Source organism: Lentzea cavernae, from assembly GCF_014653695.1.
GTDB classification, from domain to species: Bacteria; Actinomycetota; Actinomycetes; order Mycobacteriales; family Pseudonocardiaceae; genus Lentzea; species Lentzea cavernae.
In genome coordinates this window covers 582261-597197 of sequence record NZ_BNAR01000003.1, presented here as the reverse complement: position 1 = coordinate 597197, position 14937 = coordinate 582261, and the positions used below count along the sequence as shown (strand labels likewise).

The 14937-nt window shown below is 68.2% G+C and carries 18 protein-coding genes and 3 tRNA genes; 5 read left to right on the top strand and 16 right to left on the bottom strand.

The window, feature by feature from the left end:
• Window positions 1-104: 104 nt before the first annotated feature.
• Window positions 105-812, top strand: coding sequence for a hypothetical protein (locus IE307_RS13105; protein ID WP_191298161.1), 708 nt, complete (start codon window positions 105-107; stop codon window positions 810-812).
• 9 nt (window positions 813-821) lie between these two features.
• Complete coding sequence (locus IE307_RS13100; RefSeq protein WP_191298160.1) at window positions 822-1592, top strand: methyltransferase domain-containing protein; 771 nt, start codon at window positions 822-824, stop codon at window positions 1590-1592.
• Here IE307_RS13100 and IE307_RS13095 read toward each other — a convergent pair.
• Window positions 1572-2441: an NAD(P)-dependent oxidoreductase gene (locus IE307_RS13095; protein WP_191298159.1), complete on the bottom strand. Its 870-nt coding sequence runs from the start codon at window positions 2439-2441 to the stop codon at window positions 1572-1574. The genes IE307_RS13100 and IE307_RS13095 overlap by 21 nt on opposite strands.
• Window positions 2442-2525: 84 nt before the next feature.
• On the opposite strand from IE307_RS13095, the gene IE307_RS13090 reads away from it, so the two are divergent.
• Window positions 2526-3494, top strand: a complete 969-nt coding sequence (locus tag IE307_RS13090) for a helix-turn-helix domain-containing protein (RefSeq protein WP_191298158.1) — start codon at window positions 2526-2528, stop codon at window positions 3492-3494.
• 66 nt (window positions 3495-3560) lie between these two features.
• Here IE307_RS13090 and rplA read toward each other — a convergent pair whose 3' ends face one another.
• The 12 genes from rplA to IE307_RS13030 all read right to left on the bottom strand — a co-directional run bounded on the left by rplA (window position 3561) and on the right by IE307_RS13030 (window position 11486).
• Window positions 3561-4271: a 50S ribosomal protein L1 gene (rplA, locus tag IE307_RS13085; protein ID WP_191298157.1), complete on the bottom strand. Its 711-nt coding sequence runs from the start codon at window positions 4269-4271 to the stop codon at window positions 3561-3563.
• Between the two features lie 81 nt (window positions 4272-4352).
• Window positions 4353-4787 (bottom strand): 50S ribosomal protein L11, encoded by a 435-nt coding sequence (gene rplK / locus IE307_RS13080; protein WP_030478269.1) that lies wholly within the window; start codon window positions 4785-4787, stop codon window positions 4353-4355.
• Window positions 4788-4875: 88 nt separating this feature from the next.
• Window positions 4876-5697, bottom strand: a complete 822-nt coding sequence (gene nusG / locus IE307_RS13075) for a transcription termination/antitermination protein NusG (RefSeq protein WP_191298156.1) — start codon at window positions 5695-5697, stop codon at window positions 4876-4878.
• A gap of 40 nt (window positions 5698-5737) precedes the next feature.
• A complete protein-coding gene (gene secE, locus IE307_RS13070; protein ID WP_191298155.1) occupies window positions 5738-6151 on the bottom strand; it encodes a preprotein translocase subunit SecE in 414 nt (137 codons plus the stop codon).
• A gap of 37 nt (window positions 6152-6188) precedes the next feature.
• Window positions 6189-6261: transfer RNA gene (locus tag IE307_RS13065), tRNA-Trp, on the bottom strand.
• A 238-nt stretch (window positions 6262-6499) separates the two neighbouring features.
• A complete protein-coding gene (locus tag IE307_RS13060) occupies window positions 6500-6919 on the bottom strand; it encodes a MaoC/PaaZ C-terminal domain-containing protein (RefSeq protein ID WP_191298154.1) in 420 nt (139 codons plus the stop codon).
• Complete coding sequence (locus IE307_RS13055; RefSeq protein WP_191298153.1) at window positions 6916-7365, bottom strand: MaoC family dehydratase N-terminal domain-containing protein; 450 nt, start codon at window positions 7363-7365, stop codon at window positions 6916-6918. The genes IE307_RS13060 and IE307_RS13055 overlap by 4 nt, the downstream gene beginning before the upstream one ends.
• A 70-nt stretch (window positions 7366-7435) precedes the next feature.
• Window positions 7436-7600, bottom strand: a complete 165-nt coding sequence (gene rpmG, locus IE307_RS13050; RefSeq protein ID WP_015105301.1) for a 50S ribosomal protein L33 — start codon at window positions 7598-7600, stop codon at window positions 7436-7438.
• A 100-nt stretch (window positions 7601-7700) separates the two neighbouring features.
• Window positions 7701-7773: transfer RNA gene (locus tag IE307_RS13045), tRNA-Met, on the bottom strand.
• A 46-nt stretch (window positions 7774-7819) separates the two neighbouring features.
• Window positions 7820-7892 (bottom strand) — tRNA-Thr (locus IE307_RS13040).
• Window positions 7893-7967: 75 nt separating this feature from the next.
• Window positions 7968-10574 carry a putative bifunctional diguanylate cyclase/phosphodiesterase gene (locus tag IE307_RS13035; RefSeq protein WP_191298152.1) on the bottom strand — a complete coding sequence of 869 codons (2607 nt, stop codon included), beginning with the start codon at window positions 10572-10574 and terminating at the stop codon, window positions 7968-7970.
• A gap of 159 nt (window positions 10575-10733) precedes the next feature.
• A complete protein-coding gene (locus tag IE307_RS13030) occupies window positions 10734-11486 on the bottom strand; it encodes a PhzF family phenazine biosynthesis protein (protein WP_191298151.1) in 753 nt (250 codons plus the stop codon).
• Between the two features lie 30 nt (window positions 11487-11516).
• Here IE307_RS13030 and IE307_RS13025 point away from each other — a divergent pair, with 30 nt between their 5' ends.
• Window positions 11517-12329: a GNAT family N-acetyltransferase gene (locus IE307_RS13025; RefSeq protein WP_191298150.1), complete on the top strand. Its 813-nt coding sequence runs from the start codon at window positions 11517-11519 to the stop codon at window positions 12327-12329.
• A gap of 141 nt (window positions 12330-12470) precedes the next feature.
• Window positions 12471-12680, top strand: a complete 210-nt coding sequence (locus IE307_RS13020; RefSeq protein ID WP_229904653.1) for a hypothetical protein — start codon at window positions 12471-12473, stop codon at window positions 12678-12680.
• A 115-nt stretch (window positions 12681-12795) separates the two neighbouring features.
• Here IE307_RS13020 and IE307_RS13015 read toward each other — a convergent pair whose 3' ends face one another.
• The 3 genes from IE307_RS13015 to IE307_RS13005 all read right to left on the bottom strand — a co-directional run bounded on the left by IE307_RS13015 (window position 12796) and on the right by IE307_RS13005 (window position 14868).
• Complete coding sequence (locus IE307_RS13015) at window positions 12796-13224, bottom strand: carboxymuconolactone decarboxylase family protein (protein ID WP_191298148.1); 429 nt, start codon at window positions 13222-13224, stop codon at window positions 12796-12798.
• A gap of 94 nt (window positions 13225-13318) precedes the next feature.
• The gene (locus IE307_RS13010) at window positions 13319-14053 is read right to left on the bottom strand and encodes an SDR family NAD(P)-dependent oxidoreductase (RefSeq protein WP_191298147.1); all 735 of its coding nucleotides are present in this window, start codon (window positions 14051-14053) and stop codon (window positions 13319-13321) included.
• Window positions 14050-14868, bottom strand: coding sequence for an NAD(P)-dependent oxidoreductase (locus IE307_RS13005; protein ID WP_229904652.1), 819 nt, complete (start codon window positions 14866-14868; stop codon window positions 14050-14052). The genes IE307_RS13010 and IE307_RS13005 overlap by 4 nt, the downstream gene beginning before the upstream one ends.
• Between the last annotated feature and the right edge of the window lie 69 nt (window positions 14869-14937).

Sequence of the window (14937 nt, the reverse complement as noted above, 5' to 3'; positions counted from 1 at the left end):
GGGGCCTTCGTTCTCCTCGCGGAGACGACCTGCGGTCTTCGGTAGAACCAGGTAAAACAGTACTCGACTGTGTACCGGGGTTCCAAATCGGCATGATGTGACCTGTGACCGACGAGCCCGGCAAGGACCTCGCGCCCCGCCAGCCGCAGCCGCCGCAACCGCCCGCACCGCAGGTGGACCCGGAGCAGCTGCGGCAGTTCCAGGAGTTCCAGCGCTTCCAGGAGTACCAGCGCTACCAGGAGGCGACGGGTCAGGCGCCCCAAGTCCCGAAGCAGCAGGGCAAGCGCTGGTGGCTCGTCGTCCTCGGGAGCCGCATCTTCTGGCGCGCCCTGTTCTTCCTCCTGGTCGTCTTCAGCGCGATGTGGGCCTACAACCACTTCTTCGGCGTGGACGACCCCGGCGACATCGCCCAGGACAGCGGCGGCGTCACCGGCCCGGCCCAGGGCCTCTCCGCGCCGGCCGGCCTGCAGGGCACGGTCGGCATGTTCTACAAGCACGTGTCGTTCGCCGACACCACCCGCGCCTGCACGCTCTTCCTGCGCGACGACACCCGCCAGAAGTTCGCGAACGCTTACGGCGCAACCGATTGCGCGGGTGCGGTCAAAACGCTGAAGGCCCAGGTGACGAGCGTCGACCGCTACCAGCAGGTCATGTTCCCGCCGGACATGCTCAAGACCCCGACCTCCACCAAGGTCACCATCGACTCCTGCGCCCTGACCGTCGAGGGCGGGCCGCGCCTCGGCTCGTTCGTCGTCGAGAAGATCAACGCGGGTTGGGTGATCACCGACTGGAGCCCCAGCACCTGTGGTTGATTGGGGTGCATGGCAAACGCACTGGGGGTGCCCAGCCCCGACAAGGTCGAGTACATGGCGGACGCCGCGGACCTCGGCCGGGACTACAAGCACCAGCTGCTCGTCTCGCTCGGCCTGAGGCACGGTCACACGGTTCTCGACGTCGGCTGCGGCCCCGGCACGGACTTACCGGTCATGGCCGACGCGGTCACCACCTCCGGCCGCGTCATCGGTGTCGACGTCGACCCGACGATGGTGGCCGCGGCCAGGAGCTTCTCCCACTTCTACCCGCAGATCGACGTCCGCCGGGGTGACGCGCACGCGCTGCCCGTGGACGACGGCACCGCCGACCGGGTGCGCACGGACCGCGCGCTGCAGCACGTCGAGAACCCGGCCGGCGTCCTCGCCGAGCTCCACCGCGTCATGAAGCCGGGCGGTCTGCTGCGCATCGCCGAACCCGACTGGGACGCCCTGGTCGTGGACGGCGACCTCGAGATGAACAGGGCGTTCAACCGGTTCGTCTGCTCGACCATGGTCCGCAACGCGACCATCGGCCGCGAACTCCCCCGTCTCGCGGGGGAAGCGGGCTTCGAGGTCGAGGGCGTCCGCGCGGCGACGACGGTCGTGCGCGACTTCGCCAGGGCCGACTACACCCTCGCCCTGACCCGCAACACCGAACGGGCGATCCGCGCGGAGGCGATCGACCGCGAGGACGGGGAGCGCTGGCTGGCGGAACTGCGCACCGGCGACTTCCTGGCGTCCATCACGATCTTCCTGCTGTCAGCCCGCAAACCCCTGTGAGACCCGCCCGAACGACTCGACGACACGGGAGAGGCTCGCCTCCCCGTGTCCCTCGTCGATCTGCCGGTCGACGAGGGCCTTGAGGGCGTCGAGCGCGGCGAACGGCACCCCCTGGGCCTCGGTGGCCCGGATGAGCGTGGCCACTCCCGACCGGTTCATGGCGATGCTCGACTCCGCGCTGTCGTAGCTCCCGCCGTCGATCTCCTCCGCGAACGTCGTGAGCGCCGGCTGGAGATCTTCCAGCCACGACAACAACATCGGCGTGAGCTCGGTGACCTTGATGCCACCGGCTCGCGCCAGCGCGGCGGCGTGCAGGAAGCCGCCGAGGAGCCCGTACATGCCGGAGAGGATCGCCACGTCGTACCCGGAGGCGCGGCCGGCGTCGGCACCCAGGAACGTGACCTTTCCCAGCAGCGCCAACGCTTCCCGCCAGCGTTCGTGCACCGCCTGCGAACCGCTGTAGATGATCGACGACGCGTCGGTGCCGATCGTCTGGGGCACCGCGTACACAGCGCCGTGCAGGTACTCGGCACCGTTCGCGGCAGCCCAGCCGGCCAGCTCGCGAGCCTCGTCCGGAGTGCCGGAGGTGAGGTTCACCAAGGCCCGCCCGCGCACGTCCACGCCGTGCAGAACCTGTTGTGCGGCCTGGTGATCGAGCACGGCTACGACCACGAGACCGCTGGCGGCCACCGCCTCCGCGGCACTGCCCGCGACAGTGGCCTCCAGCCCCGAAGCCCTTGCCGCAGAACGGTTCCAGACGGTGACGGCCTGATCCGCGCGCACGAACGCCTCCGCCAGCGCGCGTCCGAGGTTGCCCAGGCCCAGCACGGTGATCGCTTCAGATGTCATGGCTCCAGCTTCGCCACGCGTGATCGACTCAACCAGTGACCGGAATGACCCCTGTCACCAAATTCCTGCCATAGGCTGGTCCTCATGAGCGCTGGTTCCGTCGCCCTGATCGTTCCCAGCGACTTCGGCGTGGCCGACCTCTACGAACTGGGCATCCCCGCCGCCGTCTTCGGCACGCCGCAGCCCGACCTCGCCGACCCCTGGTACGACTTCTGGTTGTGCGGCACGGGAAACAGCACGCGCGGCACCGGCCCCGGCTTCACCCTCCACGCCACGCACGGCCTCGACGACGTCGTGAACGCGGACACGGTCTTCGTGTCGTGGGTGCCGGAGGAGGTCATCGAGGAGAACGCGCCCGTTCCTCCTGAGCTGGTCTCGGCCCTGCGCAAGGCCCACGCCAACGGCGCCCGCATCGTCTCGCAGTGCGTCGGCGCCTACGCGCTGGCCGAAGCAGGCCTGCTGGACGGCAAAAGAGCGACCGCGCACTGGATGCACACAGCTCTGCTGGCCGAGCGCTACCCGGAGGTCCAGGTCGACGACTCGGTCCTCTACGTCGACGAAGGTGACGTGCTGACCAGCGCGGGCATGACAGCGGGACTCGACCTGTGCCTGCACCTGGTGCGCCGCGACCTCGGCGCCCACGTCGCCGACCAGCTGGCCCGCCGGATGATCGTGCCGGGACACCGCCCCGGCAGCCGGAGCCAGGTCATCGACCTCGCGGTTCCCCCGAGCGACAACCGGAGCCTGGAGTCGGTGCTCGACTGGGCGCGCTCCCGCCTGGACGAGCCGCTGACGATCGACGACCTGGCCGCCCGTGCCGCGATGAGCCCGCGGACCTTCTACCGCAGGCTCCAGGCCACCACCGGCACGACGCCGTTGCAGTGGCTGCTCAACGAACGCCTCGCGCGAGCGCAGGCCTTGCTGGAGTCGACCGACCTGTCCGTGGAGAAGATCGCGGGCCTGAGCGGCGTCGGCACGGCCAACAACCTCCGCCACCACTTCCTCAAGCAGGTGGGCGTGGCCCCCGGCGACTACCGCCGCCGGCACCGCTGAAACAGCAGAAAGGCCCCCGGCGAACCGGGGGCCTTTCTCAGAGGTCCAGCTGTGAGCGGGGGAGGCTCAGGCCTCGTCCACCAGCATGTTGCGGGTGCGGCTCGGGTCGACCGGGATGCCGGGGCCCATCGTCGTGGAGACGACGACCTTCTTGACGTATCGGCCCTTGGCCGCGGACGGCTTCGCGCGGAGGATCTCGTCCAGCGCGGCCGCGTAGTTCTCGACCAGCTTCTCGGAGTCGAACGAGACCTTGCCGATGACGAAGTGCAGGTTGGCCTGCTTGTCAACGCGGAAGTTGATCTTTCCGCCCTTGATCTCGTTGACGGCCTTGGCGACCTCGGGGGTCACGGTGCCGGTCTTCGGGTTCGGCATCAGGCCACGCGGGCCCAGGATGCGGGCGATGCGACCGACCTTGGCCATCTGGTCGGGGGTCGCGATCGCGGCGTCGAAGTCGAGCCAGCCACCCTGGATGCGCTCGATCAGGTCCTCGGAGCCAACGGCGTCCGCACCGGCGGCCTCGGCCTCAGCGGCCTTGTCGCCGACTGCGAAGACGATCACGCGGGCGGTCTTGCCCGTACCGTGCGGCAGATTCACGGTGCCGCGGACCATCTGGTCGGCCTTGCGAGGGTCGACGCCGAGGCAGATCGCGACCTCGACGGTGGCGTCCAGCTTCACCTTGGACGTTTCCTTGGCGAGCTTGGCGGCCTCGAGCGGCGAGTACAGCCGATCCCGGTCCACCAGCTCGGCGGCGGCCTTGTAGGCCTTGCTGCGCTTCATAACTCTGTCCTTCGTGGATCAGTTCGTGGTGAATGAGCCGCGCTCGGCTCTCCCACGCTTGCGAGAAAAGAAAGGGGTGGGTCAGCCTTCGACCGTGATGCCCATGGAACGGGCGGTGCCGGCGATGATCTTCGCGGCCTGGTCGATGTCGTTCGCGTTCAGGTCGACCATCTTGACCTGCGCGATGCTGCGGACCTGCTCCATGGTCACCTTGGCGACCTTGACGCGGTGCGGCTCGCCGCTGCCCTTGTCGACACCAGCGGCGGCGAGGATGAGTCGCGCGGCCGGAGGGGTCTTCAGCTTGAAGTCGAACGAGCGGTCTTCGTACACGGAGATCTCGACCGGCACGACCTGACCGCGCTGCGACTCGGTCGCGGCGTTGTAGGCCTTGCAGAACTCCATGATGTTGACGCCGTGCTGACCCAGCGCGGGACCAACGGGCGGCGCCGGGTTGGCGGCACCAGCCTTGATCTGCAGCTTGATGATCGCTGACAGCTTCTTCTTCTTGGGAGGCATTGTCCGTACTTCCTGTTATTGCGGTGTCCGCGCGTGGCTCTGCCAGCCGCCGCGTGGCCGATCGGTCTTCCGGTTGAGGGAGGACCGCTCAGATCTTGGAGACCTGGCTGAACGACAGCTCGACCGGCGTCTCCCGGCCGAAGATCGACACCAGGACCTTCAGCTTCTGGCCGTCCGCGTTGACCTCGCTGATCGTTGCCGGCAGCGTGGCGAACGGGCCGTCCATGACGGTGACCGACTCGCCGACCTCGAAGTCGACCTCGATGGTCGGCTTCGACACGGTGGCGGAGGCGGCCTTCTTGCCCTCGGCCGGCTTCTGCTCCTGCTGCGGGAGCAGGAACTTCAGCACCTCGTCGATCGTGAGGGGCGAGGGCTTCGAGGTGGCTCCGACGAACCCGGTCACGCCCGGCGTGTTGCGGACGGCGCTCCAGGACGCGTCGGTGAGCTCCATGCGGACCAGGATGTAGCCGGGCAGCACCTTGCGCTGCACCAGCTTGCGCTGGCCGTTCTTGATCTCGGTGACCTCTTCGGTCGGCACCTCGACCTGGAAGATGTAGTCCTCCATGTCGAGCGTGTGGATACGAGTCTCGAGGTTCGCCTTGACCTTGTTCTCGTAGCCGGCGTACGAGTGCACGACGTACCAGTCGCCGGGCGCGCGGCGCAGGGCCTGGCGCAGCTCTTCGGCGGGGTCCTCGGGCTCTTCGTCGATCGGCGTCTCGTCGATCGCGAGAACGTCGGCGTCCTCTTCGGACTCCTCGTCGCTCTCGTCCTCGGTGCCGGCGTCGACAGCGTCGGCCTCGGAGTCCACAGCCTCCGACTCGACCGTCTCGTCCGTCGCGGTGTCCTCGGACACCTCGTCGTCGATGAGGTCGGTCTTCTCCTGGGCGTCAACGCCGTTGTCGGAGCTCACTGTGGATCTCGCTTCCTGGTTGCAGCGGCAGCTGTCCGGCTCAGCCGAACAACTCGAAAACAGCCGCGCCGAAGCCGAGGTCGAGAGCCCACACCAGCGCCACCATGAAGACCACGAACACCAGCACGACGCCGGTGTAGGTGACCAACTGCTTGCGCGTCGGCCAGATCACCTTGCGGAGTTCGCTGACGACCTCGCGGATGTAGCGGAAACCCCGCCCGATCAGCGAAGGACGCTTCTCCTGCCCGTCACGGGACTTGGTCGGGCGACTCTTCTTCGCGTCGTCGTCCGAATCCTCGGACTTGGCGACGCTCTTCTTCGACTCAGCGCTGCTGCCGTCCTTGCGGGCGGCCGGGCGAGAGGAGGCACGACGTTCACGTCGCGCCGCAGCAGTGGACGGCCGGACAGCGCCTTCGCGCTCCTCCGGCTGGTCCTGCTCGCGGCCCTCGCTCATGCCGTGCCTCCACTCCACCCATGACGCGCTTCGACAGCAGGGGCGACAGGACTTGAACCTGCAACCTGCGGTTTTGGAGACCGCTGCTCTGCCAGTTGAGCTACGCCCCTTTGAGATCTCGTCACGAAATCCCCTGGCCAACGCAGGAAGTGTACGGGAGCCTGCCCCGTCCATTCCAACCAGACCGCTCAGACACTTGCCCAGCGGCCTGTCGCACAGCCTACCCACACGCGAACCGAGAACACGAATCAGGGTCGTGCAACCGAGGGCTCGCGAAGCCCCGATTCCGGCGTGAGCACCGCAAACACCACCGGACCGGGTTGTCCGGTGGTGTTCTTGATCACAAGATCAGCTGACGCGCACGCGGGCGAAAGCGCCTGTCAACACCGACTTGCCGTCAAAAGCCGCGTTGATGTTGACCTTCACAGTTCCGTCGTCGAAGGCCTTGGTGACCTTCGCCGTCACCTCGACCAGCGCGCCCTCGCCGTCGTCGGGCACCACCACGGGCCTGCCGAAACGGCACCCGTACTCGACGATCGCGCCGGGGTCGCCGATCCACTCCGCGACGATCCGCGAGGCCACGGCCATGGTCAGCATGCCGTGCGCGATGACGTCCGGCAGGCCGACCTCCCTGGCCGTCCTCTCGTTCCAGTGGATCGGGTTGAAGTCCAGCGAGGCGCCTGCGTAGCGCACCAGGTCGTCGCGCTTGAGGCGCACGGACAGCGCTGGCAGTTCGGTGCCCACCTCGGTGCTGACTGCCGCGCTCACGCGTCTTCTCCCCTCACGACGAGCATGGACTTGGCGGTGGTGACGGGCTCGCCGCCCACCGTGCTGATCTCCGTCCGCACGGTCACCATGTCGTTGCCCATGCGGGACGTGATGGCGTCGATGTGCGTGGTGCTGACGAGCTGGTCGCCCGCGGTGATGGGGCGGTGGTGCGTGAAGTTCTGGTCGCCGTGCACGACGCGGCTGTAGTCGAGCTCCAGCTCCGGGTCGAACATGACCGTCTCGTTCGTCTTCATCGACACGACGATCGCGAACGTCGGCGGTGCGATGACGTCCCCGTGCCCCAGCGCCTTCGCCGCGTCGGCGTCGCGGTAGGCCGGGCTGGTCGCGCCGATGGCGTCGGCGAACTCGCGGATCTTCTCGCGGCTCACGTCGTACGGCTGCGACGGCGGATAACTACGTCCGATGAAAGCGGGGTCGAGAGGCACCGAATGAGCCTATATGCGACGAGGCCCGCCCCACGTGTGGGACGGGCCTCGGTCGAAAGCTGCTACGCGCTCAGCGGGTTTCCTTGTGCGCGCGGTGCGTCTTGCAGTTCGGGCAGAACTTCTTGATCTCCAGGCGGTCCGGGTCGTTGCGCCGGTTCTTCCTGGTGATGTAGTTCCGGTGCTTGCACTCCTCGCACGCGAGGGTGATCTTCGGGCGTACGTCGGTTGCAGCCACGGTCCTTGCCTTCCTGAGAGCACGCGAACCCCGTGAGAACCCAGTCCGGGCTTACCGTCTGGCGGGGTGGGCGACTGACGTCGCCCGAGATGTTGCTGAGTAGCGGTGGCCGGACTTGAACCGGCGACACAGCGATTATGAGCCGCTTGCTCTACCAACTGAGCTACACCGCTTTAACACAACTCAAGCCGCAGCGCTCAGCACTGCGGCCAGTTGTAGAGCCCCTTTACGGAATCGAACCGTAGACCTTCTCCTTACCATGGAGACGCTCTGCCGACTGAGCTAAAGGGGCTTGCTCTTTCGTTCTTGCTGAGCTGTCTAGAACTCTACAACACGCGTCTACCAAGAACGAAATCCGGGGGTCCCTCTAGTGGACCAAGGTGAGCACCGTCTCATCGCGAGCACCCCTGACCTGCACGGTTCGTGCCCGCAGCCACGCCTCGAAGCGATCTTCGGAGAGCGGCCGGGAGATCAGGTAGCCCTGCGCGACGTCGCAGCCCATCCCGACGAGCTGGTCGCGCGCGGCGTCGTCCTCCACGCCTTCCGCGACGACCACGAGGCCGAGTGAGTGCCCGAGCTCCACGATCGAGCGGACCACGGCCATGTCGCCGAGGTCCGTGCCCATCCCGAGCACGAACGACTTGTCGATCTTGACCTCGTCGACCGGCAGCTGGCGCAGGTACGCGAGCGACGAGTAGCCGGTGCCGAAGTCGTCGACCGCCAGCACGACGCCGATCGCGTGCAGGCGCCTCAGCACCGGCAGAGCGCGCTCGGGATCGGCCATGACGCCCGACTCGGTGAGCTCGAAGGTCAGCAGCCCCGAAGGCACGTCGTGGCGCTCCAGCGCGGCTTCCACGCGGTTCGGGAAGTCCTCGTCGCCGAGCGTCCGCACGGAGAGGTTCACCGCGATGGACATCCGCAGCCCGCGGTCGAGCCAGCGGCGGACGCGTTCCAGCGCGCGGTCCATCACGAAGTCCGTCAGCACGTCCACGAGACCGGTGGCCTCGACGGCCGGCACGAACTCGTCCGGGTCGACGCGGCCGAACTCCGGATGCGTCCAGCGCACCAAGGCCTCCGCGCCCACGACCTGACGGGACGGCAGGGCGACCTTCGGCTGGTAGTGCACCGAGATCTGGCCGGTCTCGACGGCCTGGCGGAACTGCGTCACGAGCTGGAAGCGGCGCAGGAACAGGTGGCCCATCGACGGTGCGTAGGCCTTCACCGGCGTGCCCTCGGACGTCGCGCGCACGGCGACGTCCGCCCGCTGCAGCAACGCGTCGGGGTCCGGGTCCTCGGTCTCGGAGTCCGCCTTGGACGCGTATCCCACGACGGCGGAGGCCTCGACGGTCAGGCGGTCGACCGGGTACGGCACGGAAAGCCCGGCACGCAACCGTTCCGCGGTCTCGTGGGCGGTCGCCGCGCGCTCGTCGTCGAGGTACGCGGCGAACGCGCCACCCTCGAGCCGTGCGAGCGGCACGTCGGCGCCGAGGGCGTCGCGCAGCCGGCGTCCGGCGGCGACGACCATCCGGTTGCCCCAGGCCTGGCCGAGCGCGTCGGAGACCGTCGACAGGATGTCGAGGTCGATGCGCAGCACCACGCCCCGCTGGGACTCGCGCAGGGATTCGGCGCAGGCCTCACGAAGGCCGGCCCGGTTCAGCAGGCCGGTCAGCGGGTCGTGGTAGGCGTCGTGGCGCAGGCGGGCGAGCAGGCGCCGGTTGTCGACGGCCGTCGCGAGGTGCGAGGCCAGCGTGCGCAGCAGCTGGATGTCCGCCTTGCCGAAACCGCGCCAGCGCGAGAGCCGGTCGTGCGCCTCGACGGCGCCGAGCAGCTGGGTCGCGCCGCGCAACGGGACGACCAGGGCCTCCTGCGCGTCACGGCGCAGCAGGGCCTCGGTGACGTCCTCGGTCGCGTCGGCGACGCGGTAGTAGCGGACGTGCGTGCCCGGCAGCTGGAGAACGGGGTCTTCGCGCACGGCACGGGGGTCCGTCGCGGTCATCTCCTCGGGCAGCGGTTCGCCGGCAACGAGGGTGATCATGGCTTCCTGCGGGTCGGTGCGCAGGCGCAGCACGACCCTGTTCGCGTTGAGCTGCTCGCGGATGCGTTCCGCGATCTGCTGCCACTCGTCCTCTTCGACGCCCGCGTTCAGGTCGTCGTCGGGCTGGCGCGGGCCGGTGCCGAGCTGTCCCGACCTCGCGACGCTGAGGCTGACCTCGCTCAACGCCTCCAGGTCGCGCTGTTCGCGCAGCAGCCCGGAGTAGGCGAGGTAGGTGGCCACGATTCCCGCGAGCACCAGGATGATCAGGACGCCGCCCCACTCGGTGGTGGCGACGATCTGGTAGCCGACGAGGCCGATCGAGGTGTTCAGCAGAGCCACGACCAGCGTCTGCAGCACCAGACGGAGGCTGTTGCCGACGCGCATCGACTTGCCCATGAGGCGCAGTGCGCACAGGCCCAGCACGCTCGCGAGCATCGGCACGGTGATGGTGCCGACGAAGGCGCCTGCCCAGAACGGGCCGCCGGCGCCGATCATGCGGTTCACGGCCTCCGCGGCGGCGAACGCCACGGAGATCTCCATGAACATGAGGCCCGCGTTGTAGACGGCCCTGTCGAGGATCCGCCTGCCGAGCAACGTGCCCACGCCCGCGACCACGTGCGCGGCGAGCACGATCTCGAACGGGGCGACGAGCAGGCCCAGGACCAGCGGGATCTCGGTGAAGGAGATCGTCCACGCGACGCCGCTGCGGACGTCGACGTTGATCGCGAGCTGTTCCGCCAGCAGGAAGCCGACGACGAGGAGGGGGCCGATCCAGAACAGGGAGGTGGTCTCCCGCTCCGGGAGCCACGCCGCGACCATGCCCGCGCAGACGACGCCTGCCACCAGGAGGGTGACGGCGAACGCGCTGAACGCGCGGTTGGTCGACTTGGCCGACCAGGCGGCCGAGTCCGACACGGGGGCCGACGCTCGGTCGGACATCCAGCCTCCTCGTCGGCCTGGGTGAGGGGATCCTCTAGGCGTGACTGAGGGGTCCCGCCTTTGGCGATCAGGACCCCTCCAGGGGCACCAATGTACCCCGCTCGGGGGACGAAATGGCAGGTCGAGCACGGTTGGTGACGTCGATTCACCCAGACGTGGCTAGACGCTGAGGCGCCCCTGGAGCACCGTCACGGCCTGCCCCGAGAGCAGCACGCGATCTTGGGCGAGGGTCGCCCTGACGAACCCCCCGCGCGGCGACGCCTGCTCCGCGAGCAGGTCAGCGCGCTGGAGCCGAGGCACCCAATAGGACGCAAGGGTGCAGTGGGCCGATCCGGTGACGGGGTCCTCCGGGATGCCGACGGACGGGTAGAAGCAGCGGCTGACGACGTCCGCATCTCCGTCGCCGACGGCCGTCACGATCACTCCGCGTGACTGGATTTGTGTCAGTCCTTGGACGTCGGGTCGCAGGGAACGGACCTCCGCGGCGCTCTCCAACTCGATCAGGAAGTCGAAGCGCCCGCGCGACACGGACTTGATCGTCGCATGTGGCAGCGCTTCCGCTAGACCGATTGGCGGGTCAATCAACTCTGGTGGGTCCGCGGGGAAGTCCATCCGGACCCATCCATCGTCATTTGTGCATGTGAGCACCCCGCTACGCGTGGTGAACGACTGCTCGCCGCCCAGCACGTGCGCGGTGGCGAGGGTGGCGTGCCCGCACAGGTCCACCTCGGTCTCCGGCGTGAACCAGCGGAGGTGGTTGTCAGGGGTGACGAAGGCGGTTTCGGCGTGCTTCATCTCGGCCGCGACGGCCTGCATCCAGGCGTCGTCACGTGGTTCGGCGAGGAGCACGACCCCGGCGGGGTTGCCCGCGAAGGGCTTGCTGGTGAACGAGTCCACGACGTAGATCTCCACGAGGCCGACCCTGCCATGCTCAGATGGGGCGTGGCCGACATCTTTTCCTTCACCGAGACCGATCCGGATTCGCTGGGAGCGACCTGGGGACCCCTGCGCCTGCACCGGTTGCACTGGCAGCCCGGCTGCGACCTGCCCGCGCTGCTCGACGAGTGGGAACCGCGGCTCACCCACCCCGGCGACCCCGACACCGCGGCGGTGGTGACGTTGCCGAGCCACGCCGACGCGCTACCGCTGATCCACCGCGGCTTCGCCCCTCTCACCGTGATCGCCGAACGCCTCGCCGGCCGCTCCCCCGCGCCGCGGCCGTCGGAGGTGGGCGTGCGGGCGGCGACCTGGGACGACCTGGACGTCGTGGTCGACCTGAACATGCACACGGTCCGGTACGACACCGCGTTCGGCATGGTCACCGAACGCCCGAACACCGCGGAGCACCTGCGGTCGGCACTGGCCGAGGTCCTCGACCGCGACCACGAGGCGATGTGGCTCGCGGTCTCGGGAGACACGCCCGTCGGCATGATCTACGTCGACATGCCGCAGGACGCGGGGTGGATGGAGCGGTTCGCCTCAGCGCAGCCGTTCGCATACCTCGGCCATCTCGGCGTGCGGCCCGATGCGCGCGGCACGGGCGCGGGCAGCGCTCTCGTCGCACACGCGCACTCGGTGCTGGACGACGCCGGAGTGGCAGCAACACTGCTCCACCACGCCTTGCCGAACCCGCGCTCGACGCCGTTCTGGTACTCGAACGGCTACCGCCCGCGCTGGACGGTGTGGGCACGCCGCCCCGCGCTGCGCCCGTCCCCCGGCGTGTCTTCCCGACCCGAACGGCCTAGTGGGACATGATCTACCCGTTCACACAAGCGAAGAACCCGAACGAACCCGTACTTGTGGAACGAATCCGGCCTCTATTTCGACAAAGGGGTAAGTGGATTCGGACATCACTCCCGGGGGGCCGAGATGGAACTCAGCGGAAGAGCGAGATCGATGCTGCGGGCTGTCGCCGCGGGACGTGCCGAGGTGACGGGCGGTGCGGAGCCCGACCTGTACGTCGACGGGCTGCCGTGCTGCGACCGCACCGCGACGCACGACCTCGTGCACGCGGGCCTGCTGCGCGCCGCGCAGCCGACCAGCTTCGGCCTTCGCGTCTGTGCTGAACTGACCGACGACGGCCGAGCGGCACTCGCCGCCAGCTGACGGGCGTGTTGATCGCCCAATGATCGAACATTTGTTCGACATGGGGTACGCTTCGCGCTGAGACCGGCACGCAAGAGAGAGGAAGCTCTTGCGCGCCGGTCTCTCTCTGTCCGTCCTAGGCGGACACCTTCTGCTGTGACGCGATGTTGAGCCGGTTCCACGTGTTGATCGCACAGATCGCCAGCATCAGACCGGCGAGCTGCTGCTCGGTCCAGTGCCGCGCGACTTCCGCCCACACGGCGTCGCTGACCTGCACGTGCGTCATCTCCTCCGCGAGCGCGAACGCCGCCTTCTCCGCGTCGGTGTAGTAGGGGACGTCCCTCCAGCCGGCGACGGCGTAGACCCGCTCGTCCGCCACGTCCGCCTTGCGCAGCAACTTGGTGTGGTAGTCGATGCAAGCCCCGCAGCCGTTCATGATGCTGACCCGCAGGCAGATCAGCTCCACGAAGTCCGCGTCCAGTCCCGTCGCCGCCGCGGCCGCGGACAGGTCCAGCATCGCCTTCATGGCGCCGGGCACCGACATCATCGGGTTCGCGATCCTCATCTTCGTTCTCCTTCGTCTCCTGTTTCCTGGTCGACCCGGCAGGAGACGGAGGTGTGACAGGTTTCCCCGAAGATTTTTGTCAGGAGATTTCTTCTCAGGCGCTGACGCCCTGGCCCAGTCCCCCGTCGACCGCGAGCTCCGCACCGGTCGTGAAGGTGGCGTCGAAACCGAGGAACAGCACGGCGTCCGCGACCTCGTCCATCGTGCCGTGGCGCTTGAGGGGCGTGATGCGGTCGCCCTCCTCCTTGAACTGCTGCAACACCTCCGGCGGCGCGCCCACGACACCCATGGACGGGGTGTCGATGAAGCCGGGACTCACCACGTTGACCCTGATCCCCCGAGGCGCGAGCTCCGCGGCGAACCCGCGCGCGAAGGACCGCACCGCGGCCTTGGCCGCCGCGTAGAGGGTCAGCCCCTCGGCGCCCTGCCCGGTGGCGACGCTGGTCGTGAAGACGATCGCGCCGCCGTCCTTGATGAGCGGCGCCAGGCGTTGCGCCGTGAAGAACGCGCCCTTGGTGTTGATGTCGAACGTGCGGTCGTACTCGGGTTCGGTGGCGTCCGCGAACGGGGTCAGCGTCGCGTGGCCGACGTTCACGAAGAGCAGGTCGATCTCCTGGAGCCGTTCCCGCACCTCGGTTTCGAGCCGGGCGATGTCCTGGAGGTTCGCCGCGTCCGACGCCACGGCGTGCGCCTTGATGCCTTCGGCCTTGTCTGTCGTGCGTCCCGTGAGCAGCACCTCGGCACCTTGTTCGATGAGCTTGTCGACCGTGGCGCGGCCCATGCCGTGCGTGCCGCCCGTGACGACCGCCTTCTTGCCCAGGTACTTCACTTCCGGATCTCCTCGATGACGCTCGCGATGCTGTGCGCGCCGTGGCCGTTGCCCTGGGCGCGTTCGAACAGGCCGTGCAGGGCCTGCGGGAGGGTGGTGTCGAGGCCCTGCGCGCGGCTGGCCTCGGTGAGCAGGCGCAGCCCGGACACGTTGATGTCGAGCGCGGACACGTCGGTCTCGTAGCGCCGGGTCCGCGTCTCCTCGCCCATCTCGGGCAGCAGGGTGCTCATCTCGTTCAGCCAGCTCGTGGTCATCGGCGTGAACCGCTCCGGCGTGATGCCCTCGCTGCCCATCAACGCGACCGCCTGCAGGTAGCCGCCGAACGTGGCCCACATGATGCCGAGCAACGCGAGGTCGTACAGCGCCGCGAGCCCCGCGTCCTCACCGACGTGCACCGGCTCGCCGAACGCGTGCAGGACGTGATGCTTCTCGTTGCCGCTGAACAGGATCCTGGCCTGTTCCGTCCCGATCTGCTGCGGCACGGCCATGATCACGCCGTCGACGTACTCGACCCCGTTCGCCTTCGCCCACTGCGCGGTCCGGCGGGCCTCCTCCGGCGTACCGGACGTCAGGTTGACGAGCGTCTTGATCTCGTTGGTGAGCAACGGTTCTTGCACGTCGTACGTCGACAGGCACGTGACGACGACATCGCTCTTGAACGCTTCCTGCGGCGTGCCAACACTTCTGGCGTTCGGGACGGTTTTCGGCGTGCGGTTCCACACCGTCACTTCGTAGCCCTCTTCAACGAGAGCCTTCGCGAGCGCGCTGCCCATCCGACCGAGGCCGAGCACGCTCACGGTTTCCTTGATCCCCATGCCCTGAATGCTCGTTCTGGCACTGGCGGATCGACAAGTACCTACTATTTTGTCAGGTACCCACTTTTC